This window comes from Pseudomonas sp. S1(2024) (assembly GCF_046557535.1).
The window spans coordinates 1-26276 of sequence record NZ_JBKGFP010000070.1 but is presented as its reverse complement, the minus strand read 5'-3'; the positions used below and the strand labels follow the sequence as shown (position 1 = coordinate 26276).

Sequence of the window (26276 nt, the reverse complement as noted above, 5' to 3'; positions counted from 1 at the left end):
GGCTTGCCGGCGATAGGGCCGGTGCAGCCAACCAGATTCATACAGCATTACGCGGCAGCAACAGTCCCAAAGGCAACCGTACCCGCGCCTCGATCCCGCCACCAGAGCGATTGCGCAACTCCACATTCCCACCATGCTGCGCCGCGATCCGCTTGACGATCGCCAGCCCCAGCCCGGTGCCCTTGCCCCCCCGGGCCCGGTCACCACGAATGAACGGGTTGAAGATGGTCTCCAGCTCCGACTCGTCGATCCCCGTCCCGCGGTCCAGCACGCTCAGCACCACATACGGCGCACTCTCGTCGCCCGACACATAGGCGGCCACCTCGACCCCTTTGCCGGCGTGGTGCAGGGCGTTGCCGATCAGGTTGCCCAGCATGCGCTTGAGCGAAACCCGGCGCAGCGGGAACGGTGGGATCGGCTCCAGGCACAACCGCACCCGTTCTTCCGGCTGGTTGTACGGCGCCACCACTTCGCGCACCAGGTCGGCCAGGTCGACCTCCTCAACCGGCTCGTCACGCCCATCGCGGATAAAGGCCAGGAACTGGTCGAGGATCGCGTCCATGTCCTCGATATCGCGGACCATGTCGTCACTCAGTTCGCTGTCGCTGTCCAGCAACGACAACGACAGGCGCAGGCGCGTCAGCGGTGTGCGCAGGTCGTGGGAAACCCCGGCCAGCATCAGCTCGCGCTCGCGCCCGGCCTGCTCGACATCCTCGGCCATCTGGTTGAAGGCCTTGTACACCTCGGTCATCTCGCTGGGCGTATCGCTGATCGGCAGGCGCACGCTGCGCCCCTGGCCCAGCTGCCGGGCGGCGAACACCAGGCGCTTGAGCGGCTGGTTCAGCTGGCGCACGAAGATCCAGGCCGAAGCTGTGGACAACAGGCCGATGGCCAGGAACCAACCCAGCACGTTCCAGATCTTCTGCCCACGCAGCGGGTGCGGGTACAGCGGTACCTTCAACCAGCCCGGCCCCAGGCTTGGCGCATTGACCCACAACGCCGGCGGCGCATGAATGCGCAGCCGTACCTCGGTGTCTTCACCCAACTCGGCCTGCATCTGCCGTTGGTAGATTTCGCTGTAGGGCCAGTGCTGCTCACCCTCGGGCACGCCCGAGCCGGTGACCCGGATAAGGCCTGCCGCTTCGGCGATCTTGTCGCGGTTTTCTTCGTCGGCCGCCCAATAGGCGCGCAGGGTCAGCGCAACACCGTGGCTGTACTGACGGTCGACCAGCACGTCCTCGTTCATCAGCAGGTAGACCAGGGTCAAGGCCTTGGAGAACAGGACGACGATCAACACCAGCCACAGGGTGCGGGCGAAGAAACTTTGCGGAAACCAGAGCGGTGTTTTCATCGACGGCGCGGCATCATTTACCGGCGTTTCCGTCCGGCACGAACACGTAGCCCACGCCCCACACGGTCTGGATATAACGCGGCTTGGACGGGTCCGGCTCGATCATGCGGCGCAGACGCGAGATCTGCACGTCGATGGAGCGTTCCAGCGCATCCCATTCACGGCCACGCGCCAGGTTCATCAGCTTGTCGCGGGTCAGCGGCTCGCGCGCGTGCATCACCAGCGCCTTGAGCACGGCGAATTCGCCGGTAGTGAGCATGTGCACTTCGTCGCCACGCTTGAGTTCGCGGGTGGCCAGCGACAGCTCGTAGTCGCCGAAGGTGACCGACTCGTCTTCGCTACCCGGCGCACCCGGCACGCTCGGTGCCTGGCGGCGCAGCACGGCCTTGACCCGGGCCATCAGCTCGTCCGGGTTGAACGGCTTGCCCAGGTAGTCGTCTGCGCCCAGCTCCAAGCCCTTGATACGGCTGAGCTCGTCACCCTTGGCGGTGAGCATGATGATCGGGATCTGGTTGTTCTGCTGGCGCAGGCGCTTGCACGCCGACAGGCCATCCTCGCCGGGCAGCATCAGGTCGAGCACCACCAGGTTGAACACCTCACGCTGCAGCAGGCGGTCCATCTGCTCGGTGTTGGGCACCGCACGGGCACGGTAGCCCTTGCTGGTGAAGAAACGTTCCAGCAGGCTGCTCAGCCCCGGGTCGTCGTCGACGATGAGAATCTTGTCACCTTCAGCGGTGTTTGGCGTGCCGGTCATGAATAACTCCTCTGATATCGCCGCGCATTATGGCGTAGCCATTGCTGCACGTTGCGTGAGCATTGTTAGCAGATTTTTCCCCCGGCGCCAGTTCCGGCTGGCCGGGCGCCATCACCGCAAGCCGTTTGCGATGGGTATAATGCGCGGCTTTCATCCAGCGCCGCCGGGCGACAGGCCCACAGGCGACCCCCGTATTCACAAATGTCAGGTGGTTTACATGGACAGCATCAACAGCCGTATCGCCGAGGAACTGGGCGTACGCCCCCAGCAGGTCGAGGCGGCCGTGGGCCTGTTGGACGAAGGCTCGACCGTGCCCTTCATCGCCCGCTACCGCAAGGAAGTGACCGGTAGCCTGGACGACACCCAGCTGCGCCATCTGGAAGAGCGCCTGCGCTACCTGCGCGAACTCGACGAGCGCCGTGCCAGCATCCTGGCCAGCATCGAGGAGCAGGGCAAGCTGACCCCGGAACTGGCTCGCGAGATCAAGCTGGCCGATACCAAGACCCGCCTCGAAGACCTGTACCTGCCGTACAAGCAGAAGCGCCGCACCAAGGGCCAGATCGCCCTGGAAGCCGGCCTCGGCGAGCTGGCCGACGGCCTGTTCAACAACCCAGACCTTGCCCCGGAAAGCGAAGCCGCACGCTTCGTCAACGCCGACAAGGGCGTGGCCGACGTCAAGGCCGCGCTGGAAGGCGCCAAGTACATCCTCATGGAGCGCTTCGCCGAAGACGCCGCCCTGCTCGACAAGCTGCGCAGTTTCCTCAAGCAGGAGTCGGTGCTCAGCGCCCGCGTCGTGCCTGGCAAGGAAGAGGAAGGCGCCAAGTTCCGTGACTACTTCGCCCATGACGAACTGCTGCGCAACGCGCCGTCGCACCGCGCCCTGGCAATTTTCCGCGGGCGTAACGAAGGCGTGCTGAGCGCCTCGCTGAAAGTCGGCGAAGAACTGCCCGGCACCCTGCACCCGTGCGAACTGATGATCGGCAACCACGTCGGCATCGAGAACCGCAACCGCCCGGCCGACAAGTGGCTGGGCGAAGTGGTGCGCTGGACCTGGAAGGTCAAGCTCTACACCCACCTGGAAACCGACCTGTTCGGCGAGCTGCGCGACAACGCCGAAGGCGAGGCGATCAATGTGTTCGCCCACAACCTGCACGACCTGCTGCTGGCCGCCCCGGCCGGCCCGCGCGCCACCCTGGGCTTCGACCCGGGCCTGCGTACCGGCTGCAAGATCGCCGTGGTCGATGCCACAGGCAAGTTGCTGGACCACACCACGGTCTACCCGCACGCGCCGAAGAACGACTGGGACCGCACCATTTCGATCATGGCTGCGCTGTGCGCCAAGCACTCGGTGGAGCTGATCGCCATCGGTAACGGCACCGCCAGCCGCGAAAGCGACAAGCTGGTGGCGGAGCTGGTCAAGAAGTACCCAGCGCTGAAGATCACCAAGATCATGGTTTCCGAGGCCGGCGCTTCGGTGTACTCCGCATCGGAACTGGCCGCCCGCGAATTCCCGGACCTGGACGTGTCGATCCGTGGCGCCGTGTCGATTGCCCGCCGCCTGCAGGACCCGCTGGCCGAGCTGGTGAAGATCGACCCGAAATCCATCGGTGTCGGCCAGTACCAGCATGACGTGTCTCAACTGAAACTGGCGCGCGGCCTGGACGCCGTGGTCGAGGACTGCGTGAACGCCGTGGGCGTGGACGTCAACACCGCCTCGGTGGCCCTGCTGACGCGCATCTCCGGCCTTAACGCTACCCTGGCGCAGAACATCGTCGCCCATCGCGATGCCAACGGCCCGTTCGCCACTCGCGCGGCACTGAAAAAGGTCAGCCGCCTGGGTGAGAAAACCTTCGAACAAGCCGCCGGCTTCCTGCGTGTGATGAACGGCGACAACCCGCTGGATGCCTCCGCGGTGCACCCCGAGGCCTACCCGCTGGTGCAACGGATTGCCGCCGATACCGGCCGTGACATCCGCTCGCTGATCGGTGACAGCAGCTTCCTCAAGCGCCTGGACCCGAAGAAATTTACCGATGAAACCTTCGGCCTGCCGACCGTCACCGACATCCTGCAGGAACTGGACAAGCCTGGCCGCGACCCACGCCCCGAGTTCAAGACCGCCACCTTCCAGGACGGCGTCGAAGACCTCAAGGACCTGGAACCGGGCATGATCCTCGAAGGCGTGGTGACCAACGTCACCAACTTCGGTGCCTTCGTCGACATCGGCGTGCACCAGGACGGCCTGGTGCACATTTCGGCGCTGTCCGAGAAGTTCATCAAGGACCCGCGTGAAGCGGTCAAGGCCGGCGACGTGGTCAAGGTCAAGGTCATGGAAGTGGACATCCCGCGCAAGCGTGTCGGCCTGTCCATGCGCATGAGCGACACCCCGGGCGAGAAGGTCGATGGCAGCCGCGGCGGTAACCGTGGCAATGGCGGCAACCGCCAGCAGCAGGCGCCGCGCCAGCGCGAAACCGCCACCGCAGCACCGGCCAACAACGCCATGGCAGCCCTGTTCGCCAACGCCAAGCAGCTGAAGAAGAAGTGATGGACGTTCCACGCGAATACGTCGAAAGCGCCTTCAGCCAGCTCCTCGGCTGCCGCCTGCAACGCCTGGAAACAGGTGTTGCCGAGGTAGCCCTGGCGCTCGAGCCGCACCTGCGCAACCGTGGCCAGAAGTTGCATGGAGGGGCGATCTTCAGCCTGGTGGATATCGCCATGGGCCTGGCCTGCTCGGCCAGCCATGGTTTTGACCAGCAAAGTGTCACCATCGAATGCAAGATCAACTACATGCGCGCCGTCAGTGATGGCGAGGTGCTGTGCACCGCCCATGTGCTTCACGCCGGGCGGCGCACCCTGGTGGTCGACGCCGACGTAGTTCAGGGCGACAAGCTGGTGGCGAAAGCGCAAGGAACCTTCGCGGTTCTCTAGCTCACCAAGCATTATCTGCGGTATTTTCAGCAGTGCGCTGGCACTGCTGGATCCGCGTTAACCAGGCGACAACGCCAGTTCCTTTCTTCCTACCCTTGTAGACCGTTATCTCTACCCCCATATTGGGGCGACTGACGCGTGAAGGAATACATCTTGAGCGACCTCCTCAACCGCCGCCTGAGCCTGCTCGGCGCCAATCTTCCCCTGCTCAAGCAGTGCCTGCACGGTATTGAGCGCGAATGTCTGCGCGTGACCGACGAAGGTCGCCTGGCCCAGACCCCGCATCCGCAAGCCCTGGGATCGGCGCTGACCAACGAGCAGATCACCACCGATTATTCCGAGTCGCTGCTGGAGTTCATCACCCCGGCCCTGCCCGACCCGGCCAAGGTGCTGGAAAACCTCGAAGAAACCCACCGTTTCGTCTACAGCAAGCTGGGCGACGAATACCTGTGGAGCCCGTCGATGCCCTGTACGCTGCCGGCCGAGGAGGACATCCCGATCGCCGAGTACGGCAGCTCGAACATCGGCAAGCTCAAGCATGTCTACCGCAAGGGCCTGGCCCTGCGCTACGGCCGCACCATGCAGTGCATCGCCGGTATCCATTACAACTTCTCGCTGCCCGAAGCGCTGTGGCCGTTGCTGCGCTCCGCAGAAGGCGGCAGCGAGAGCGACCGCGACTACCAGTCGTCGGCCTATATCGCGCTGATCCGTAATTTCCGCCGCTACAGCTGGCTGCTGATGTACTTGTTCGGCGCCTCGCCGGCCCTGGACAAAGGCTTCCTGCGTGGCCGCCCGCACCAGCTCGAAGAGCTGGATGCCGAAACCTTGTACCTGCCCTACGCCACCAGCCTGCGCATGAGCGACCTGGGCTACCAGAGCAACGCCCAGGCCGGCCTCACGCCGTGCTACAACAACCTGGCCAGCTACACCGACAGCCTGCGCAAGGCGGTGGGCACGCCCTACCCGCCTTACGTCGAAGTCGGCACGCACGTGGATGGCGAGTGGGTACAGCTGAACACCAACATCCTGCAGATCGAGAACGAGTACTACTCGAACATTCGCCCCAAGCGCGTCACCTACACCGGCGAGCGGCCGATCCAGGCCCTGACCTCGCGCGGCGTGCAGTACGTGGAAGTGCGTTGCCTGGACATCAACCCGTTCCTGCCGGTGGGCATCGACCTGACCGAGGCGCGCTTCCTCGACGCGTTCCTGCTGTTCTGCGCGCTGGAAGACAGCCCGCAACTGGACAACGGCGAGTGTGGCCAGTGCACCAACAACTTCCTGACCGTGGTCAAGGAAGGCCGTCGCCCGGGCCTGGAACTGCGCCGCAATGGCCAGCCGATCGGCCTGAAGACCTGGGCCAGCGAGCTGATCGAGCGTATCCGGCCACTGGCCGATCTGCTCGACCAGGCGCAAGGCGGTGCAGAGCACGGCAATGCCCTGGATGCCCAGCAGGCCAAGGTCGACGACGCCTCGCTGACCCCGTCGGCCCAAGTGCTGGCGCGCATGACCGAGCATAACGAAAGCTTCGTCAAGTTCGCCCTGCGCCAGAGTCGTATTCACGCCGAAACCTTCCGCGAGCAGCCACTGCCGGTCGAACGCCAGCAGGCCTTCGAAACCCTCGCCCGCGACTCGCTGGCCGAGCAGTCGCGCCTGGAACAGCAGGAAGTCGGCGACTTCGACCTGTTCGTCGGCGCCTACCAGGCCAGCATCCTGGCGATCAGCAACTGATGACCCGCACTGCCACCCCGCGCAAGCCGCGCGCCAGCAGCCAGGCCAGGATCGAGGCGATCCTGGCTGCTGCACGCGAGTTGCTGGCCGAGCTGGGGGTGGCGAGCCTGTCGATCTACAGCGTGGCCGAGCGCGCACAGATACCGCCGTCGTCGGTGTACCACTTCTTCGCCAGCGTGCCGGCGCTGCTGGAGGCGTTGACGGCCGATGTGCACCGGGCCTTTCGGGAAGCGCTGAGCGCGCCGATCGACAGCAGTGCGTTCAACACCTGGCACGAGCTGTCACGGCTGATCGAGCAGCGGATGCTGAATATCTACAACGAGGACGCGGCGGCGCGGCAGCTGATCCTGGCCCAGCATGGCCTGAGCGAAGTGGTGCAGGCCGACCGGCAGCACGACATGGAACTGGGCGACTTGATGCACAAGTTGTTCGACCAGCATTTTCATCTGCCCGTGATGCCGGTGGATGTGGACGTGTTTGCCCTGGCCATGGAATTGAGTGACCGGGTGTATGCGCGGTCGGTGCAGTTGCATGAGGCGATCACCCCGCGCATGGCCGAGGAAGGCAAGCGAGTGTTCGAGGCGTATCTGGGGTTGTATCTGCCGCCATTTCTGGCCAAGCGTTAAATTTGATGGCCTCATCGCCGGCAAGCCAGCTCCCACAGGTACAGCACAAGGCCTGAAGCTTGTGGGCACCTGTGGGAGCTGGCTTGCCGGCGATTGGGCTGCAAAGCAGCCCCATGGCCAACACCCATCACAGCTTGGCGATGGACACTTCAGTCGATTTCACGAAGGCAATCACTTCACTGCCCACCTGCAGCTCCAGCTCACGCACAGAGCGGGTGGTGATGACCGAAGTGACGATGCCCGAGGCAGTCTGCACGTCGATTTCCGACAGTACCGGGCCTTCCAGGATTTCCTTCACGGTGCCTTTGAACTGGTTGCGAACGTTGATGGCTTTGATGGTCATGATTTGATTCCTTCTCTATGGCTTCAGTCTGGTAAGTGAGTCAGTGCGCCCAACGCAGTTGCGTGGGCAAAGGGGCTACAGGATCCGGCTCGGGCGCAGCGCCCGGGGCCGACAGAACACGGTTGAGCACTTCGCTCTCCAGCGCGGCCAGGCGGTGCGAACCACGCGCCCGAGGCCGTGCCAGGTCGACAGTGAGGTCGAGCCCGACTTCGCCGTCCTCGATCAGGATCACCCGGTCAGCCACGGCGACTGCCTCGCTGACATCGTGGGTAACCAGCAACACGGTGAAGCCGTGCTGACGCCACAGGCGTTCGATCAGTTGCTGCATCTCGATACGGGTCAATGCATCCAGCGCACCGAGCGGCTCGTCCAGCAGCAGCAGGCGCGGCTGGTGAATCAGCGCCCGGGCCAGGGCCACACGCTGCTTCTGGCCACCCGACAGAGCCGCCGGCCATTCATTGGCGCGATCGGCCAGGCCAACCGACTCCAACGCTTCCAGCGCACGCGGGCGCCAGTCGCCAGACAGGCCCAGGCCAACGTTGTCGATCACCTTCTTCCATGGCAGCAGGCGCGCGTCCTGGAACATCAGGCGGGTTTCTTCGCGGGCCTGTTCCAGCGGCGCGGCACCGGCCAGCAACTGGCCTGCAGTGGGCTGGTCGAGACCGGCCAGCAGGCGCAGCAAGGTGCTCTTGCCGCAGCCACTACGGCCGACGATCGCGACGAACTGGCCGGCAGGAATATGCAGCTCGATCCCCTTCAGCACTTCGCGCTGGCCAAAGGTCTTGCGCAGGCCGCTGGAAGCCAGCGGGATGCCACGCAGCAGGCGTGGCGGCTGTTCCTTGAGTACGGTCATGCGCCCTCCTTCTTCGCCACTTGATAGGCCGGGTGCCAGCGCAGCCACACACGCTCCAGGCCCCGGGCTGCGAGGTCGGCAAGCTTGCCGAGCACGGCATACAGGACGATGGCCAGCACTACCACGTCGGTCTGCAGGAACTCACGGGCGTTCATCGCCAGGTAACCGATGCCGGCATTGGCCGAAATGGTTTCGGCAACGATCAGGGTCAGCCACATGAAGCCCAGGGCAAAGCGCACGCCTACCAGGATCGAAGGCAATGCCCCGGGCAGGATCACCTGGCGGAACAGGCTGAAGCCGGACAAGCCATAGCTGCGCGCCATTTCCACCAGCGCCGGGTCGACGTTGCGGATGCCGTGATAGGTGTTCAGGTAGATCGGGAACAGCGTGCCCAGCGCCACCAGGAAGATCTTTGCCGACTCGTCGATACCGAACCACAGGATCACCAGCGGGATCAGCGCCAGGTGCGGCACGTTGCGGATCATCTGCACCGAACTGTCGAGCAGGCGTTCGCCCCAGTTCGACAGGCCGGTGATGAAGCCCAGCACCAGGCCGATGCTGCCACCGATGACGAAGCCCAGCCCGGCACGCCAGCCACTGATGGCCAGGTGGGTCCAGATCTCGCCGCTGCGCACCAGCTCGACGCCGGCGCTGACCACGGCGCTGGGCGCGGGCAGGATGCGCGTCGACAGCCAGCCGGCGCTGACCGCCAGTTGCCAGGCAGCCAGCAGCAGTACCGGCAGCGCCCATGGCGCCAGGCGCTGGCCAAGGTTGTTGGAAGTTGCACGACTCATGGCCTGGCCCTCAGCTCTGCGCAACGGACTTGGGCAGGATGTCGTTGGCCACCATTTCGCCAAACGGGCTCACATAGCCGCCGGCCTTGGCTTGCTCCGGGCGTTGCACATCCAGGTGCGGGAACAGCAGCTCGGCCACCCGGTACGACTCTTCCAGGTGCGGGTAGCCGGAGAAGATGAAGGTATCGATGCCCAGCTCGGCGTATTCCTTGACGCGTGCCGCGACGGTCGGGCCATCCCCCACCAGCGCGGTACCGGCACCGCCACGCACCAGGCCGACACCGGCCCACAGGTTGGGGCTGACCTCCAGCTTGTCACGGTTGCCGTTGTGCAGGGCGGCCATGCGTTGCTGGCCGACCGAGTCGAAGCGCGCCAGCGAGGCCTGTGCACGAGCGATGGTGTCGTCGTCCAGGTGCGAGATGAGCTTGTCGGCAGCGGCCCAGGCTTCTTCGTTGGTTTCCCGCACGATCACGTGCAGGCGGATGCCGAAGCGCACTTCGCGGCCCTGAGCAGCGGCTTTCTCACGCACCTGGGCGATTTTTTCAGCAACCGCACTCGGCGGCTCGCCCCAGGTCAGGTACAGCTCGACCTGCTCGGCGGCCAGGTCCTGTGCGGCTTCGGAGGAACCACCGAAATACAGTGGCGGGCGTGGTTGCTGGATCGGCGGGTAGAGCAGCTTGGCGCCCTTCACCTGGATGTGCTTGCCGTCGTAGTCGACCACCTCGCCTTCCAGCACCTTGCGCCAGATACGGGTGAACTCTACAGAGGCTTCATAACGTTCCTGATGGTTCAGGTGCAGGCCGTCACCGGCCAACTCGTCCGGGTCGCCACCGGTCACCAGGTTGAACAGCGCGCGGCCGTTGGACAGGCGATCAAGGGTTGCTGCCTGGCGTGCCGCCACGGTCGGCGAAATGATCCCGGGGCGCAGGGCGACCAGGAACTTCAGCCGCTGGGTCACCGGGATCAGCGATGCCGCGACCAACCAGGAGTCCTCGCAGGAGCGCCCGGTAGGTATCAGCACGCCACCAAAGCCGAGCCGGTCGGCCGCCTGGGCGATCTGCTGCAGGTAGCCATGGTCGACGGCGCGCGCGCCATCGGAGGTGCCCAGGTACTTGCCGTCACCGTGGGTAGGAAGGAACCAGAAGATGTCAAGGCTCATTGGAGTTGTCTCCTCAAGGGGGGCTCAGCCAGGGCGGCGCCCCGGCGCAGGCGAATCAATCAAGGCGCACTGGCGACCTTGGCCGGGGGTGTCCAGATCACGTCCTTGATGCTCAGCGGCTTGGGAATCAGCTTCAGTGCCTGGAACGTGTCGGCGATCTTCTGTTGCGCGGCCACCACTTCCGGGGTGAGCGGCGCGGCACCGTAGCCTTGGCGCTTGACCGAGGTCAGGGTGATGTCGGCAGGCAGGCCGAGCAGCGGCGCGACCTGGTCGGTCACTTCCTGCGGGTTGGCCTGGGACCATTCACCCACGGCACGCACTTCTTCGATCAGGGTGTTGATCACCGCCGGGTGCTGGGTCGCGTAGTTGCGGGTGGCCAGGTAGAACTGATGGTTGTCGACCAGGCCCTTGCCGTCACGCAGGGTATGAGCCTGCAGCTGTTTCTCGGCGGCAGCCTGGTACGGGTCCCAGATCACCCAGGCGTCCACGCTGCCGCGCTCGAAGGCGGCGCGGGCGTCGGCCGGGGGCAGGTACACCGGCTGGATGTCGCTGTATTTCAGGCCGGCGTCTTCCAGGGCGCGAACCAGCAGGTAGTGAACGTTGGAGCCTTTGTTGAGAGCGACTTTCTTGCCCTTGAGGTCTTTGACCGACTGGACCGGCGAGCCCTTAGGCACCAGGATCGCCTCGCTGTGCGGCGCTGGCGGCTCGTAGGCGACGTACAGCAGGTCGGCACCGGCGGCCTGGGCGAACACCGGCGGGGTTTCACCGGTGACGCCAAAATCGATGGAGCCGACGTTCAGCCCCTCAAGCAGTTGCGGGCCGCCGGGGAACTCGGTCCATTGCACCTGCACGCCCTGCTCGGCCAGGCGCTTTTCCAGCGTGCCCTTGGCCTTTAGCAGCACCAGGGTGCCGTATTTCTGGTAACCGATACGCAGGCTCTCGGCCTGGGCTTGGGTGATGGCGCCGAAGGACACAGCCGCCGCAAACAGGGCGACCAGACCGCGACGCAAGAAGACTGTGCGCATGGCGCTCTCCTGTGCGAGTGGGTTCGGGTTGCACCTGCTTGCCTCGTTGTCGGGCGAGTAAGGTGGTGAAGCGGGTTGGGCCGGTCAGATGCTCCAGCGAGCGCTGATCAGGCGTTCGTTCAATATGCCGGGCGCCACGGGGCGCGGCCGGCGGGCTAGTGCAACGTGGAAGGTTTCCAGCGCGTCCTGCAGGCGTTCTTCCAGCGCCGCCACCAGCTGCGCGGGCCTGGAGCCTTCTGCGTAGGCGACCTGGCTGTCGTCGGCGAAGATCCCTTGCAGGGTCTCTTGCGCCTTGAGTGCCGACAGCACGGGTTTCAGTGCGTAATCCACCGCCAGCATGTGGGCGATGCTGCCGCCGGTGGCGATAGGCAACACGATCTTGTGTGCCAGGGCGCGTTCGGGCAGCAGGTCGAGCAAGGTTTTCAGGGCTCCGGCGAACGAGGCCTTGTACACCGGCGTGGCGACGATCAGGCCATCGGCCTGGGCGACCAGCTGCTGGAAGTGCTGCACCTGCGGGCTGTCGAAACGAGCGTGCAGCAGGTCTTCGGCGGGAAAGTCGCGCACCTGGAACGTCACTACCTCGACGCCACGGTCCTGCAGCCACTGGCGAGAACGCTCCAGCAGCACGCCGGAGCGTGAACGGGTACTTGGGCTACCACCGATTGAGACGACCAGCATTGCAGCGCTTCCTTGTGTTCTGTTGGAGGTGACATTAACAGCCCCCGCATATATCTAGAAATCATATTTTTTCATTTGTTTATTCCATTTTTATCAAAAAACTGTTTTGGCACTTTCGCGGGTAAACCCGCTCCCACAGGGACCGCACAAGGCCTGAGACTTGCGCTATCCCTGTGGGAGCGGGTTTACCCACGAAGAAGCCAACGCAGTTTCAGCAGGCATAAAAAAGGGCCGTCGAAACGGCCCGAATATCCCTGCTTTGGCTAAGAGCAATGCAACGAGGAATCCTTTAACGATTGGGCTGCGGAGTCAGCCGCAGATAGGGTTTGACCGCCCGGTAACCTTTGGGGAAACGCTGCTTGATCTCTTCCTCGTCCTTCAGCGAGGGCACGATTACCACGTCGTCACCGTCCTGCCAGTTACCTGGCGTGGCGACCTTGTGGTTGTCGGTCAGCTGCAGCGAGTCGATCACCCGCAAGATTTCGTTGAAGTTGCGCCCGGTACTGGCCGGGTAGGTGATGGTCAGGCGCACCTTCTTGTTCGGGTCGATGACGAACAGCGAGCGCACGGTCAGGGTGTCGCTGGCATTCGGGTGGATCAGGTCGTACAGGTCGGACACCTTGCGGTCGGCGTCGGCAATGATCGGGAAGTTGACCACGGTGTTCTGGGTCTCGTTGATGTCATCGATCCAGCGGTGATGCGAATCGACCGGGTCCACCGACAGGGCGATGGCCTTGACCCCACGTTTGGCGAAATCGTCCTTCAGCTTGGCGGTCAGGCCCAGCTCGGTGGTGCACACCGGGGTAAAGTCGGCTGGGTGAGAGAACAACACCCCCCAGCTGTTGCCCAGCCACTCGTGGAAGCGGATCTTGCCTTCGCTGGAATCCTGTTCGAAATCGGGGGCGATATCGCCGAGTTTTAGGCTCATGGGCTGCGGCTCCTGTGCTGGGTTCTGTACCGTGTGGGTTCAATGTGCCTGCATTCGATTAAAAATAAAAAGAATAAATACTGATTTATTTATAACCAAAATACATACGAAATTGCAGACACAAAAAAGCCTCGCAATAGGCGAGGCTTCTTGTTCAGCTACGGCTTACAGGAAGTTGTAAGTGTAGTTCACGATGAAGCGAGTCTGGTCTTTGTCCGCGCTGCTCTCACCGCTACCACGGTAGACGCCCTGACGCAGGCTGAAGCCCAGGCCTTTGAGAGTGCCTTGCTGCAGGGTGTAGTCGACGCGTGCGTCACGTTCCCATTCGTTATAGCTGCCGTCACCCGACTTGTTGCGGATGTCGTCGCCACGCAAGTAGGCCACCGAAGCCTTCAGGCCTGGAACGCCCAGGGACGCGAAGTCATAGGAGTACTGACCGAAGGTGGTGTTCTCACCGGCACGAGCGAACTGGTTGATCATGCTGTCGGTGAACAGGTAGAAGCTCGAGCCGCCATTGCCTTCCAGCGACGAAGTGGAGCCGTCCTTGCGGACACTACCTTGGTTCAGCCAGACGAAACCACCATCGTCACCTACCTGCTGGTGACCGACCATCAGCGCATGGCCACCCAGGGTGTAGGTGAACATGGCGCTCCAGGTCTTGTTGTCGACCTCGCCTGTGTTCTTCGCGTAGCCACCGTTGTTGTCGAAGGCGTAACCGGTCTCGCCATTCTTGCCGTCGCTGCGGCTATCGAAGTAGCGCAGGTCGGTCTTGAACGACTGGTTGTCGGCGATCTTGAAGACGTGGGTAGCACCCAGGAAGTGCTGCTTGTAGAAGTCTTCCAGGTTCGAGTAGTAGTACTGCAGGGTCAGGTCGGGAGTGAGCTTGTAGTCACCACCGGCGAACTGGAACTTGTTGCTGTCGCGGAAGGCGCCAGAAACGGAAAGACCGGTACGGTTGCTCGAAGCACGACCCATGGCGTGGGTCAGTTGACCTGCGTTGACGGTCAGGTTGTCGATTTCCTTCGACTGGAGGGTGCCACCCTCGAAGGTCTGCGGCAGCAGACGGCCGTCGTTGGAGACCAGGATCGGCAGCATAGGCGCCAAGGCGCTACCGTAGTGGACCTCGGTCTTGGAGAAGCGAGCCTTGGCGTTACCACCAATGCGTGCCCAGTCGTGAACTGCCGAACCATCGGAGTCGCTTGGGAAGAAGGTGTTGTTGGCATCTGGACGGCTACCACGGCCACCATCCAGGTGAATGCCCCACAAAGCCTGGACGTCGACACCAAAACCTACGGTGCCTTCGGTGAAACCAGACAGGTAGTCGAGCTTGAAGCCCTGACCGCTTTCTTTCTGGTCGATACCGCTTTCGCGGTTGTCATCGTTGAAGTACATGGTGCGCGAGCTGAGCGACAGCTTGCTGTCTTCAACGAAACCGGCAGCGCCTGCTTGTTGGGCGAGAACCCCCAGTGCCACGGCCAGGGCCAGGCTGGACTTGTACATGTTTTGCTCCTCTACGTTCTAATTCTTGTGTATCTCTGGTGGCGGGATCTGCTGCCCCGCTCACCGTGGATTGGCGATTTAGTCCCAAAGCGTGACCGTAAAGTCAATCGTTTCTAAACGTTTCGCGACTTTGGTCTAAGACGCCAGCTGCGCTACAGGATAATGACAATCCTATAAATCCAAAATGACCGTTTTATGAATTGGTAAGATTTTTAAGGAATATGTTAGGAATTGTTACTGCTATTCGTTAGAAGCAGCCGACTCATCATAACCAATGGTTATTTGCAAACGTTTGCTCATAACCTAATTCCGTATCGTTCTATCGGGACGAAAAAGCCTAGCAGCACTCTCGGATTTCACCATTGAGCGAAATCACAGCGTTTCCCTGTTAACGCGTCTCAAACCATTGGCTCCTAAGCTAATGCAAAAAAGTTATTTATTTTACATTTCTTAGATCAATTAGCCTTCTCGTCATCCACCACACCGATTGCCTGACGAGAGGTTCACCATGATCCCGCACGCCCCGCTGCGCCTGTTCGCCGCCCTGACCCTCGCCAGCGCCAGCTGGTTGGCCCAGGCTGCTGACCTGACCGTGGCCTACCAGACCACCGTCGACCCGGCCAAGGTGGCGCAGGTCGATGGCGATTACGAAAAAGCCAGCAAGGCCAGCATCGACTGGCGCAAATTCGATAACGGCGCCGACGTGATCACCGCCGTAGCCAGCGGCGATGTGCAGATCGGCTACCTGGGCTCCAGCCCGCTGGCCGCCGCAGCCTCCCGCAAGCTGCCGGTCGAGACCTTCCTGATCGCCACGCAGATTGGCGCCGGTGAAGCACTGGTCGCCCGCGACAGCATCAAGACTCCGCAAGACCTGGTCGGCAAGAAAGTCGCCGTGCCTTTCGTCTCCACCGGCCACTACAGCCTGCTGGCCGCGCTGAAGAGCTGGAACATCGACCCGGCCAAGGTGCAGATCCTCAACCTGGCGCCACCGGCAATCATTGCCGCCTGGAAGCGCGGCGACATCGATGCCACCTACGTCTGGGACCCGGCCCTAGGTGTGGCCAAGGAAAACGGCAAGGTGCTGATCACCTCCGGCGAGCTGGCCGAGAAAGGCGCACCTACCTTCGACGCATGGATCGTGCGCAAGGACTTCGCCGCCAAGCACCCCGACGTGGTCAAGGCCTTCGCCAAGGTCACCCTCGACGCCTACGCCGACTACCGCAAGAACCCGCAAGCCTGGCTGGCCAACCCCGACAACGTGAGCAAGCTGGCCAAACTGTCTGGCGCCAAGCCTGCCGACATCCCGGTGCTGCTGCAGGGCAACGTCTACCCGCTGGCCGCCGACCAGGCCAATGCACTGGGCGCATCGACCACCCAGGCGCTGACCGACACGGCCACCTTCCTCAAGCAGCAAGGCAAGGTCGACGCGGTGCTGCCGGACTACTCCCCGTACGTCAGCGCCCAGTACCTCCCCAACTAAGCCTGTAGAAAACCGACCGGAGCCTGCCATGGCCTTGCTCGAACTGGAGCGCATCAGCGCACAGTACCCCGGTGCCGAAACCCCGGTACTGGCCGACATCAACCTGAGCCTGGGGCCACGCCAACTGCTGGTGGCCCTGGGGCCTTCCGGCAGCGGCAAGACCTCGCTGCTCAACCTCATCGCAGGCTTCGTCGCCCCCAGCGGCGGGCGCATCACCCTGGACGGCTTGCCCGTCCAGGGCCCCGGCGCCGAGCGCGGCGTAGTGTTCCAGGACGATGCGCTGCTGCCCTGGCAGAACGTGCTGGGCAACGTCGCATTCGGCCTGGAACTGGCCGGCGTGCCGCGCGCCGAGCGTGAGGCCAAGGCCCGCGAAATGCTGGCCCTGGTCGACCTCGACGGCTTTGGCGAACGGCGTATCTGGCAATTGTCCGGTGGCCAGAAGCAGCGTGTTGGCCTGGCCCGGGCGTTGGCAGCCGATCCACGGGTGTTGCTGATGGACGAACCGTTCGGCGCACTTGATGCCTTCACCCGCGAGCAGATGCAGGAGTTGTTGCTGCAGGTATGGCAACGCACCGCCAAGCCGGTGTTCCTGATTACCCACGACATCGAAGAAGCCGTGTTCCTCGCCAGTGAACTGGTACTGCTGGCGCCCAACCCGGGGCGCGTGGTGGAGCGCCTGCAACTGGACTTCGGCCAGCGCTACGCAGCGGGTGAATCGGCGCGGGCTATCAAGTCCGACCCGGCTTTTATCGAAACCCGCGAGCACGTACTTGCGCGGGTGTTCTCTCAACGCCAAAGCCTGCAGGAGCGCGCATGAGCAGCCTGGACCTGCCGGTCACCGGCAAGCGCAACACCCAACCCCGGCCAGCCACCAAGCTGCGCCGCCCCCTGCCCACCCGCTGGATCAGCACCCTGACCCTGGCCAGCCTGCTGTTGGCCTGGTGGCTGGTGACCGCGGCCGGTTGGATCGAGCCGCTATTCCTGCCCTCGCCCGCCGACATCCTGGCCAAGGCCGGGACCCTGCTGACCCAAGGCTATATGGATGCCAGCCTGTGGCAGCACCTGGGTGCCAGCCTGGGGCGCATCGGCGTGGCCCTGCTTGCCGCCACCCTCACCGCCATCCCGGTGGGTATCGCCATCGGCTACAACCGCGTGGCCCGCGGCATTCTCGACCCGCTGATCGAGTTCTACCGGCCGATCCCGCCGCTGGCCTACCTGCCGCTGATCGTCATCTGGTGCGGCATCGGCGAGCTGTCCAAGGTGCTGCTGATCTACCTGGCAATCTTCGCTCCTATCGCCATTGCCACTGCCACCGGCGTGCGCACGGTCGACCCGGCCAAGCTGCGTGCCGCGCAGTCGCTCGGCGCGACCAAGGCCCAGCTGATCCGCCACGTGATCCTGCCCAGCGCCCTGCCCGACATCCTCACCGGCATCCGCATTGGCCTGGGGGTTGGCTGGTCGACCCTGGTGGCTGCCGAGCTGATCGCCGCCACCAGCGGCCTGGGCTTCATGGTGCAGTCGGCGGCGCAGTTCCTGGTCACCGATGTGGTGGTGCTGGGGATTTTGCTGATCGCCCTGATCGCCTTCGCACTGGAAATGAGCCTGCGTGCCTTGCAGCGCAGGCTGGTGCCTTGGCACGGGCAGAGCCACTGAATCCTGTTGACCACGCCAGCAGCCTGGCGCCTGATTGAAGAGACCGACATGAGCCTGACCATCACCCCCCTCAGCCCGGCGCTCGGCGCCCAGATCAGCGGCGTGGACATCAGCCGCGATATCACCGTCGAAGAACGAGACGCCATCGAGCAGGCGCTGCTGCAGCACCAGGTGCTGTTCTTCCGCGACCAGCCGATCAACCCGCAGCAGCAGGCGCGGTTTGCCGCCCGCTTCGGCGACCTGCACATCCACCCGATCTATCCCAACGTGCCGGAAACCCCGCAGGTGCTTATCCTCGACACGGCGGTGACCGATGTGCGCGACAACGCCGTGTGGCACACCGATGTGACCTTCTTGCCGACACCGGCCCTGGGCGCGGTACTCAGCGCCAAGCAGTTGCCGGCCTACGGCGGCGACACCCTTTGGGCCAGCGGCATCGCTGCCTTCGAAGCCTTGTCGGCGCCGCTGCGCGAGATGCTCGACGGGCTGACCGCCACCCATGACTTCACCAAGTCGTTCCCGCTGGAGCGCTTTGGTACCACGCCGGAAGACCTGGCGCGCTGGGAAGCAACCCGGCGCAACAACCCGCCGCTGTCACACCCGGTGGTGCGCACGCATCCGGTGAGCGGGCGCAAGGCGCTGTTCGTCAATGAGGGGTTCACCACGCGCATCAATGAGCTGGGCGAACTGGAAAGCGAGGCACTGTTGAAACTGCTGTTCGCCCATGCGACGCGGCCGGAGTTCAGCATTCGCTGGCGGTGGCAGGAGAATGACGTGGCGTTCTGGGACAACCGCGTGACCCAGCATTTTGCGGTGGATGACTACCGGCCGAACCGGCGGGTGATGCATCGGGCGACCATCCTCGGGGATGCGCCCTTTTAGTTGTTGCCTGTACCGGCCTCTTCGCGGGCTTGCCCGCTCCCAAAAGTTCAACACAGTTTCTGAAATCTGTGCCGGACCTGTGGGAGCGGGCAAGCCCGCGAAGAGGCCGGTACAGGTTATTACCTGACCAGATGCAGGAACTGCATGTGCCTTTCGTACTGGTCGAGGATGTCGTTGATGATCTGCTCCTTGCTGTAGCCCACCAGGTCATAGTTCTGGCTGCCTTCGCTCAGGTGCACCTCCGCCCGGTAGTAACGGCGGTTCTTCAACTCTTGCGTACCCAGCCCACCCAGGGCGAACGATGGCGTGAAGTAACCACGCATCTGCACCTGGTAAATGAACGGCTGTTCCTCGCCATGGCCAATCTTCAGGCTGACGTTGTCGTGGCTCGGGTCGTCCTGGGTAATCAGCACCAGGCCCTTCTGCTCGAACACTTCACGCACATCGGCAATTGCCGGGCGCACCACGTCGTCCATGAAGCGGTACACCTCATCACGCGACGGGAAGTGCACCGCCTGGCTCAGGCGCTGGCGCCAGCCGCCACGGCCGCGGCGTGACTGGGCGAACGGGGCCAGCGAATGCATCTGCGCGATCTGCCGTTGCGACTCCAGGTAGAACGCCTTGTGCAGCCCCCACATCATGCACAGCAGGATCAGCGAGAACGGCAATGAGGTCAGCACCACCGCCGACTTCAGCGAGTCGATGCTGCCGGCGAACAGCAGCGCGCTGGTGATCAGCGCGGTCATCGCCCCCCAGAAGATACGCAGCCAGTTCGGCCCATCCTCGTCCGCATCACCGCCCTTGGCCGACAAGGTCGACAGCACCACGGTGCCCGAATCGGCCGAGGTGACGAAGAACACAAAGCTGATGAACACCGTCACGGCGATCACCGTCTTGCTCCAGGGGTAGGTCTCCAGCAGCAGGTACAGGCTCATCGACGGGTTATCCAGCGCCGACTGGCCCAACGCTGTCATGCCGTGGTTGATGACTTGGTCCAGGGCACTGTTGCCGAAAATCGACATCCACGCCAAGGTGAAGCCCAGCGGAATCAACAGCACACCAAAGACGAACTCGCGGATGGTGCGGCCACGGGAGATGCGGGCGATGAACAGGCCCACGAACGGCGCCCAGGCAATCCACCAGGCCCAGTAGAACACCGTCCAACCGCCCAGCCAGTCGCGGTTCTCGCCGTAGGCATAAACGTCGAAGCTCTTGCGCGGCAAGGCACCCAGGTAATCGCCGAGGTTCTGGATCAGCGTGTTGAACAGGTGCTGGGTAGGCCCGGCGAACAATACGAACAGCAGCAGCGCGCAGGCCAGGAACAGGTTGATGTCGCTCATCACCCGCACCCCCTTCTCCACCCCGGCCACGGCCACGGCCACCGCCGCGCCCATCATCAGGGTGATGAGCAGTACCTGCACCCACTGGCTGTGATCGATGCCGAACAGGTAGTCGAGGCCGGCGTTCAGGTGCAGCACGCCAAAACCCATATCGGCACCCAGGCCGAACACCGTTGCGATGATGCCGAAGCCGTCCACTGCATAACCGATCGGCCCGTTGATGCGCTTGCCGATCAACGGGTACAACGCCGAACGCAGGGCCAGCGGCAGGTTGTGCCGGTAGGCGAAGTAGGCCAGGGCCATGCCGACGAAGGCGAACACGCCCCAGCCATGCAGGCCCCAGTGCAGGAACAGGATCTGCATCGCCTGGCGCCCGGCCTCGGCCGTGCCCGCTTCGCCCTGGGGCGGCTGCAGCATGTGGGTCAGGGGTTCGGACACGCAGAAGAAGAACAAGGTGATGCTGATGCCGGCGGCAAACAGCATGCCGGCCCACGACAGGTAGCTGAACTCGGGTTCGTCGTGGTCGGCACCGAGCTTGATCTTGCCGTAGCCGGACAAGGCGGTGACCACCACGAAGACCAGGTACAGCGTCATCGCCAGCATGTAGTACCAGCCGACCGTGTTGGCCGCCCAGTTCTGCGCCGCCAGCAACCAGTCGCCTGCTGCTTGCGGATAGGAAATGACCACGAGGCCGAAGATGAGGATGAAACTTGCCGCGAAATAGAACACCGGGGGGTTCATGCGGATCTTGCCATTGGCAAGGGAAGGGTTCGGTGCACTCATTGGGGGCGCACCTCGTCGAATGACGTAAGGCTCGGAATGAACGGGTTCAGCAAAGGAATCCTCCTGTTGAACACCGGCAGCGGACCAGCGTTTTTTCATTGAACAAGCGTTCAAGTTAAACATGGATCGGATTTCAATGCGAATTGGGGCGCTGATTGGTGCCCTCCTGCACTGACCTCTTCGCGGGCTCGCCCGCTCCCACAGGGACCGCACGAACATTGAATTTTGTGCAGTAGCTGTGGGAGCGGGCAAGCCCGCGAAGAGTCCGGTACAGGCCAATGAAATGCCAGATCAGTTCTTGTCCTGGCAATCCAGCTGCAGGTTGGCCTGGGTAATGTTGCTTTCGGCCGGCACACTGCGGGTCAGCCACACATTACCGCCAATGGTCGAGCCTTTGCCGATGGTGATCCGCCCCAGCACCGTGGCCCCCGCATAGATCACCACATCGTCCTCGACGATCGGGTGGCGTGGCAGGCCCTTGTGCAGGGTGCCCGATTCATCGCTGGGGAAGCGCTTGGCGCCCAGGGTCACCGCCTGGTAGATGCGCACACGCTCGCCGATGATCGCGGTTTCGCCGATCACCACGCCGGTACCGTGGTCGATGAAGAAGCTCGGGCCGATCTGCGCCCCGGGGTGAATGTCGATCCCCGTGGCCGAATGCGCCAGCTCCGAGCTGATGCGCGCCAGCAGCGGCAGGCCGGCCTGGTACAGATGGTGCGCCAGGCGATGGTGGATGATCGCCAGGATGCCCGGGTAGCACAGCAGCACTTCATCAACACTGCGCGCAGCCGGGTCGCCGTGATAGGCGGCCAGAACGTCGGTGTCCAGCAGCACGCGCAGGCCCGGCAGGGCGGCGGCGAATCCCTGCACCAGGCTCAGCGCATGGGCATCGACGCCGGCCAGTTCGCCCTTGCTTTGTCGTGCGGCGTAGCGCAGCTCCAAGCGGGCCTGGGCCAGCAAGGCGGTCAGGGCGGCATCCAGCGTATGGCCGACGTAGAAGTCTTCGCTTTCTTCGCGCAGGTCGACCGGGCCAAGGCGCATGGGGAACAGTGCGCCGCACAGTTGCTCCAGGATGTGCCGCATCGCTTCGCGCGAAGGCAGCTCACGCCCGCCCTGCTCGCCGCTGCTGCGGCCATTGCGGGTGCGCCATTGTTCACGGGCGCCGCGCAGGCCGGTGACGATGCTCTGCAACTGCCAGTGCCCGGATGAAGGTTGTTCGCTCACGGTTTTCTCCTGCCTGAGAGGCCAACTATTTTTATCGCCAGGCCAGGCCTCTTCGCGGGTAAACCCGCTCCTACAGGGACTGCACAGGTTTCGATGCCTGTGCGGTCTCTGTAGGAGCGGGTTTACCCGCGAAGAGGCCGGACCTGCCTACACGCAATTCACTCTACGGCAAATCCATCCCTTGGAAAAAACAACGCTTTATTCCATCCTGCGCTAAGTCAGGCATAAGCCGCGATGACGGAGCAGGCAACCTCGCCTACCCTCAATGCAGCCAGCACCTGGCAAAATCCAAAAGGAAATAACAAAATAATTTTTTAGTATTTCCTGGCCTAAGCAGCCGACCCTATAGTCGCCACCCACTACTTACACAACAAGCGCGGGGCTCTGAAATGTCGAAATTCGCCAAACCGCTACTCAACGCCAGCCTGGCACTCCTGCTGGGTGCCGGCCTGCTCAGTCAGGCCTTCGCTGGCGAGCAGCTCAAGACCATCCAGGAAAAAGGCGTGATCAACGTCGGCCTCGAAGGCACCTACCCACCGTTCAGCTTCCAGGACGAAAACGGCAAGCTGACCGGCTTCGAAGTGGAACTGTCCGAGCTGCTGGCCAAGGAGCTGGGGGTAAAGGCCAAGGTGCAGCCGACCAAGTGGGACGGCATCCTCGCCGCACTGGAATCCAAGCGCCTGGACGTGGTGATCAACCAGGTGACCATTTCCGAAGAGCGCAAGAAGAAGTATGACTTCTCCGAGCCTTACACTATCTCCGGCATCCAGGCGCTGATCCTGAAGAAGAAGGCCGAGCAGCTGAACATCCACAAGGCCGCAGACCTGGCAGGCAAGAAGGTCGGTGTAGGCCTGGGCACCAACTACGAGCAATGGGTCAAGAAGGACGTGCCGCAAGCCGATGTACGCACCTATGAAGACGACCCGAGCAAGTTCGCCGACCTGCGCAACGGCCGCATCGACGCCATCCTGATCGACCGCCTGGCCGCGCTGGAATACGCGCAAAAAGCCAAGGACACCGAACTGGCCGGCGATGCCTTCTCGCGCCTGGAAAGCGGCGTGGCCCTGCGCAAGGGTGAACCGGAACTGCTGGCAGCGATCAACAAGGCGCTGGACAAGCTCAAGGCTGACGGCACGCTGGCCAAGCTGTCCGAGAAATACTTCGGTGCCGATGTCACCAAATGATCGCTGAAAGCCTGCAACTCGTTGTCGACTCCGCGCCCTTCCTGCTGAAGGGCGCGGGCTATACAGTGCTGCTCAGTGTTGGCGGCATGTTCTTCGGCCTTGTGCTGGGCTTTGCCCTGGCACTGATGCGGTTGTCGAAGATATTGCCCCTGAACTGGCTGGCGCGGGTCTACGTGTCGTTCTTCCGCGGCACGCCGCTGCTGGTGCAGCTGTTCGTCATCTACTTCGGCATGCCGCAGATCGGCATCGAACTCGACCCGATCCCGGCTTCGCTGATCGGCCTGTCGCTGAACATGGCCGCCTACATCTGCGAAATCCTGCGCGCGGCGATTTCCTCGATCGACCGTGGCCAGTGGGAAGCCGCCGCCAGTATCGGCATGACCCGCGTCCAGGCCATGCGCCGGGCGATCCTGCCCCAGGCCTTGCGCACCGCACTGCCGCCGTTGGGCAACAGCTTCATCTCGCTGGTCAAGGACACTGCCCTGGCGGCAACCATCCAGGTGCCTGAGCTGTTCCGCCAGGCCCAGCTGATCACCGCACGCACCTTCGAAGTGTTCACCATGTACGTGGCGGTGGCGGTCATCTACTGGGTGTTGTGCAGCATCCTCGCGCACTTCCAGAACCGCATGGAAGCGCGAGTCAACCAGCATGACCAGGAGCATTGAGCATGATTGAAGTCAAAGGCCTGACCAAGCGGTTCAAAGGCCAGACCGTGCTCAACGGTATCGACCTGACCGTACAACCCGGCGAAGTGGTGGCCATCATCGGCCCTAGCGGCTCGGGCAAGACAACCTTCCTGCGTTGCCTGAACCTGCTGGAAACACCCGATGCCGGGCAGATCCAGATTGGCGATATCAGCATCGACGCCAACCGCCCGCTGGGTGGGCAGCAAAGTGCGATTCGCCGCTTGCGCCAGCAGGCCGGGTTCGTGTTCCAGAACTTCAACCTGTTCCCTCATCGCACCGCCCTGGAAAACGTGATCGAGGGGCCGGTGATCGTCAAGAAGACACCCCGCGAGCAGGCGATCGAACTGGGCCGGCGCCTGCTGGCCAAGGTTGGCCTGGCCGGCAAGGAAGACGCCTACCCGCGGCGCCTGTCCGGTGGCCAGCAACAACGGGTGGCCATCGCCCGCGCCTTGGCCATGGAGCCGGAGGTGATCCTGTTCGACGAGCCGACCTCGGCGCTGGACCCCGAACTGGTGGGTGAAGTGCTGGCGACCATCCGCGGCCTGGCCGAGGAGAAGCGCACCATGATCATCGTTACCCACGAGATGAGCTTTGCCCGCGATGTGGCGAACCGGGTGATCTTCTTCGACAAGGGCGTGATCGTTGAGCAGGGCGAGGCCAAGGCGCTGTTTGCGGCGCCGAAGGAAGAGCGTACCCGGCAGTTCTTGCGCAAGTTCCTGGGGACTGCTGCTTCCGAGTAAACCTGCACTGGCCCTATCGCCGGCAAGCCAGCTCCCACAGATACCCCACAGTAATCAAGACCTGTGGCGTCCTGTGGGAGCTGGCTTGCCGGCGATAGGGCCAGTACATCCACAGCAAATCCCTCCTTCTATATATATTCCAAAAAGTTAGTTCATAAACTTTTTATAAAGCATTAGGGTATATAAACCGGACCACCGGACCAGCACACATCTGTCGCGATCAGCTGTTAGCGACATAATTCATTTGCGAGGTCAGGAATGGTCAGGATCACGATCACCCCAGTGCGGAACGCCAGGGCATTGAGTGCAGCCAAGGAGCGGTACTGATGTCCAGCCAACCCGATACCCAATTCCACAGCGATCTCGACAGCTCGCCCCTGCTGCTGCCGGCCAAGGTTCTACTCAACGACACCGAAGCCCTGCAAGCAGCCCGCGAACTGGCCGAGGTCGCCCGCGAGCAGGCCGCCCGCCGCGACCAGCAACGCAAGCTGCCATGGGCCGAGATCGAACTGTTCACCCGCAGCGGCCTTGGCAGCATCAGCGTACCCAAGGCACATGGCGGCCCGGAGGTGTCGTTCGAGACCGTGGCTGAAGTGTTCCGCCTCATCAGCGCCGCCGACCCGGCCCTGGGGCAGATCCCGCAGAACCAGTTCGGCATGCTGCAACTGTTGCGCCTGACTGCCACCGAGGCGCAGCAGGCGGTGATCTACCGCAGCGTGCTCGATGGCTGGCGCATCGGCAATGCCGGCCCCGAACGCGGCACCAAGGACACCCTGACCCTCAAGGCCAGGATCACCCGCGTCGGCGACAGCTATCGCATCAGCGGCGAGAAGTTCTATTCCACCGGTGCCCTGTTCGCCCACTGGGTGGCGGTCAAGGCACTGGACGACGAAGGTCGCCAGCGCCTGGCATTCGTCCGCCGAGGCAGCCCGGGGCTGCGCATCGTCGATGACTGGTCCGGTTTCGGCCAGCGCACCACTGCAAGCGGCACCGTGCTGCTCGACCAGGTCCCGGTGGATGCCGACCTGGTGATCGACAACTGGCGCCAGCGCGACATTCCCAACATCCAGGGCGCTGCCTCGCAGCTGATCCAGGCGGCGATCGATGCTGGCATTGCCGAAGCAGCGATCGAAGACGCCATCAGCTTCGTGCGCGAAAAGGCCCGGCCATGGATCGAAGCCAAGGTCGACCGCGCCAGCGACGACCCTTACGTAATCGCCGACATCGGCCGCCTGAAGCTCGAGCTGCACGCCGCCGAAGCCCTGCTGCGCAAGGCCGCGCGGGTCCTTGACGAGGTCAACGCCGAGCCGATCGATGCAGCAAGCGCGGCGCGGGCCTCGATCGCTGTGGCCGAGGCGAAGGTGCTGACTACCGAGATTGCCCTGCAGGCCAGCGAAAAGCTGTTCGAGCTGGCCGGCAGCCGCGCCACCCTCGCCGAGTTCAACCTCGACCGCCACTGGCGCAATGCCCGGGTGCACACCCTGCATGACCCAGTGCGCTGGAAGTACCACGCGGTTGGCGCTTACCACCTCAACGGCACCTTGCCCGCGCGGCATTCCTGGATCTGATTTGTGGGCCTTGGGGCTGCTTTGCAGCCCATCGCGACACAAGGCCGCTCCTACAAGGGATCGCGTACC

At 63.3% G+C, this 26276-nt stretch carries 24 protein-coding genes; 12 read left to right on the top strand and 12 right to left on the bottom strand.

The features are described from left to right. Window positions 1–37 precede the first annotated feature (37 nt). Together ACLCGK_RS19150 and ompR are read right to left on the bottom strand one after the other, a co-directional pair. The gene (locus ACLCGK_RS19150) at window positions 38–1351 is read right to left on the bottom strand and encodes an ATP-binding protein (protein ID WP_013970454.1); all 1314 of its coding nucleotides are present in this window, start codon (window positions 1349–1351) and stop codon (window positions 38–40) included. A 13-nt stretch (window positions 1352–1364) separates the two neighbouring features. After that, entirely contained in the window at window positions 1365–2105 is a 741-nt protein-coding gene (gene ompR / locus ACLCGK_RS19145) for a two-component system response regulator OmpR (RefSeq protein WP_012270052.1), read from the bottom strand. 217 nt (window positions 2106–2322) lie between these two features. Here ompR and ACLCGK_RS19140 point away from each other — a divergent pair, with 217 nt between their 5' ends. The 4 genes from ACLCGK_RS19140 (at window position 2323) to ACLCGK_RS19125 (ending at window position 7387) form a co-directional block, all read left to right on the top strand. Next, window positions 2323–4647 carry a Tex family protein gene (locus ACLCGK_RS19140; protein ID WP_410952688.1) on the top strand — a complete coding sequence of 775 codons (2325 nt, stop codon included), beginning with the start codon at window positions 2323–2325 and terminating at the stop codon, window positions 4645–4647. Next, window positions 4647–5030 (top strand): PaaI family thioesterase, encoded by a 384-nt coding sequence (locus tag ACLCGK_RS19135; protein WP_060501265.1) that lies wholly within the window; start codon window positions 4647–4649, stop codon window positions 5028–5030. The genes ACLCGK_RS19140 and ACLCGK_RS19135 overlap by 1 nt, the downstream gene beginning before the upstream one ends. Before the next feature lie 153 nt (window positions 5031–5183). Then, window positions 5184–6761, top strand: coding sequence for a glutamate--cysteine ligase (gshA, locus tag ACLCGK_RS19130; RefSeq protein ID WP_410952687.1), 1578 nt, complete (start codon window positions 5184–5186; stop codon window positions 6759–6761). Beyond that, complete coding sequence (locus ACLCGK_RS19125; protein WP_054573387.1) at window positions 6761–7387, top strand: TetR/AcrR family transcriptional regulator; 627 nt, start codon at window positions 6761–6763, stop codon at window positions 7385–7387. The genes gshA and ACLCGK_RS19125 overlap by 1 nt, the downstream gene beginning before the upstream one ends. Window positions 7388–7514: 127 nt before the next feature. On the opposite strand, the gene ACLCGK_RS19120 is transcribed toward ACLCGK_RS19125, so the two are convergent. From ACLCGK_RS19120 to ACLCGK_RS19085, 8 genes are all read right to left on the bottom strand, one after another. Then, complete coding sequence (locus ACLCGK_RS19120) at window positions 7515–7730, bottom strand: molybdopterin-binding protein (protein ID WP_003255829.1); 216 nt, start codon at window positions 7728–7730, stop codon at window positions 7515–7517. A 40-nt stretch (window positions 7731–7770) separates the two neighbouring features. Beyond that, complete coding sequence (gene ssuB / locus ACLCGK_RS19115; protein WP_013970450.1) at window positions 7771–8583, bottom strand: aliphatic sulfonates ABC transporter ATP-binding protein; 813 nt, start codon at window positions 8581–8583, stop codon at window positions 7771–7773. Further along, window positions 8580–9377: an aliphatic sulfonate ABC transporter permease SsuC gene (gene ssuC / locus ACLCGK_RS19110; protein ID WP_039614250.1), complete on the bottom strand. Its 798-nt coding sequence runs from the start codon at window positions 9375–9377 to the stop codon at window positions 8580–8582. Before ssuC ends, ssuB begins: the two co-directional genes overlap by 4 nt. 10 nt (window positions 9378–9387) lie before the next feature. Continuing rightward, entirely contained in the window at window positions 9388–10536 is a 1149-nt protein-coding gene (gene ssuD / locus ACLCGK_RS19105; RefSeq protein ID WP_013970448.1) for an FMNH2-dependent alkanesulfonate monooxygenase, read from the bottom strand. 59 nt (window positions 10537–10595) lie between these two features. Next, window positions 10596–11561 (bottom strand): sulfonate ABC transporter substrate-binding protein, encoded by a 966-nt coding sequence (locus ACLCGK_RS19100; RefSeq protein ID WP_410952686.1) that lies wholly within the window; start codon window positions 11559–11561, stop codon window positions 10596–10598. Window positions 11562–11645: 84 nt separating this feature from the next. Then, entirely contained in the window at window positions 11646–12239 is a 594-nt protein-coding gene (gene ssuE / locus ACLCGK_RS19095) for an NADPH-dependent FMN reductase (RefSeq protein WP_054573384.1), read from the bottom strand. Between the two features lie 289 nt (window positions 12240–12528). Further along, complete coding sequence (locus tag ACLCGK_RS19090; protein WP_013970445.1) at window positions 12529–13167, bottom strand: peroxiredoxin; 639 nt, start codon at window positions 13165–13167, stop codon at window positions 12529–12531. Between the two features lie 165 nt (window positions 13168–13332). Continuing rightward, window positions 13333–14667 (bottom strand): OprD family porin, encoded by a 1335-nt coding sequence (locus ACLCGK_RS19085; protein WP_061550679.1) that lies wholly within the window; start codon window positions 14665–14667, stop codon window positions 13333–13335. Between the two features lie 508 nt (window positions 14668–15175). Between ACLCGK_RS19085 and tauA the strand changes: the two genes are divergently transcribed. The 4 genes from tauA to tauD are packed head-to-tail and all read left to right on the top strand — an operon-like array spanning window position 15176 to window position 18682. Beyond that, window positions 15176–16147, top strand: a complete 972-nt coding sequence (tauA, locus tag ACLCGK_RS19080; RefSeq protein ID WP_410952685.1) for a taurine ABC transporter substrate-binding protein — start codon at window positions 15176–15178, stop codon at window positions 16145–16147. A 28-nt stretch (window positions 16148–16175) separates the two neighbouring features. Further along, window positions 16176–16964 carry a taurine ABC transporter ATP-binding subunit gene (gene tauB / locus ACLCGK_RS19075; protein ID WP_367244998.1) on the top strand — a complete coding sequence of 263 codons (789 nt, stop codon included), beginning with the start codon at window positions 16176–16178 and terminating at the stop codon, window positions 16962–16964. Next, window positions 16961–17800: a taurine ABC transporter permease TauC gene (tauC, locus tag ACLCGK_RS19070; RefSeq protein WP_085721692.1), complete on the top strand. Its 840-nt coding sequence runs from the start codon at window positions 16961–16963 to the stop codon at window positions 17798–17800. Before tauB ends, tauC begins: the two co-directional genes overlap by 4 nt. Before the next feature lie 48 nt (window positions 17801–17848). Further along, window positions 17849–18682 carry a taurine dioxygenase gene (tauD, locus tag ACLCGK_RS19065; RefSeq protein WP_015268590.1) on the top strand — a complete coding sequence of 278 codons (834 nt, stop codon included), beginning with the start codon at window positions 17849–17851 and terminating at the stop codon, window positions 18680–18682. A gap of 119 nt (window positions 18683–18801) precedes the next feature. Here the strand turns inward: tauD and betT are convergent, their stop codons facing one another. Together betT and epsC are read right to left on the bottom strand one after the other, a co-directional pair. Continuing rightward, the gene (gene betT / locus ACLCGK_RS19060) at window positions 18802–20763 is read right to left on the bottom strand and encodes a choline transporter BetT (RefSeq protein ID WP_170931082.1); all 1962 of its coding nucleotides are present in this window, start codon (window positions 20761–20763) and stop codon (window positions 18802–18804) included. A 333-nt stretch (window positions 20764–21096) separates the two neighbouring features. Continuing rightward, window positions 21097–22029, bottom strand: coding sequence for a serine O-acetyltransferase EpsC (gene epsC / locus ACLCGK_RS19055; RefSeq protein WP_039614256.1), 933 nt, complete (start codon window positions 22027–22029; stop codon window positions 21097–21099). Window positions 22030–22418: 389 nt separating this feature from the next. On the opposite strand from epsC, the gene tcyJ reads away from it, so the two are divergent. The 4 genes from tcyJ (at window position 22419) to ACLCGK_RS19035 (ending at window position 26207) form a co-directional block, all read left to right on the top strand. Further along, window positions 22419–23213, top strand: coding sequence for a cystine ABC transporter substrate-binding protein (gene tcyJ, locus ACLCGK_RS19050; RefSeq protein ID WP_015268587.1), 795 nt, complete (start codon window positions 22419–22421; stop codon window positions 23211–23213). Then, on the top strand, window positions 23210–23878 hold the full coding sequence (gene tcyL, locus ACLCGK_RS19045) for a cystine ABC transporter permease (protein ID WP_003255849.1): 669 nt from the start codon (window positions 23210–23212) through the stop codon (window positions 23876–23878). The genes tcyJ and tcyL overlap by 4 nt, the downstream gene beginning before the upstream one ends. A 2-nt stretch (window positions 23879–23880) precedes the next feature. Next, entirely contained in the window at window positions 23881–24639 is a 759-nt protein-coding gene (gene tcyN / locus ACLCGK_RS19040) for an L-cystine ABC transporter ATP-binding protein TcyN (protein ID WP_013970435.1), read from the top strand. 326 nt (window positions 24640–24965) lie between these two features. After that, entirely contained in the window at window positions 24966–26207 is a 1242-nt protein-coding gene (locus ACLCGK_RS19035; protein WP_410952684.1) for an SfnB family sulfur acquisition oxidoreductase, read from the top strand. Window positions 26208–26276: the final 69 nt, after the last annotated feature.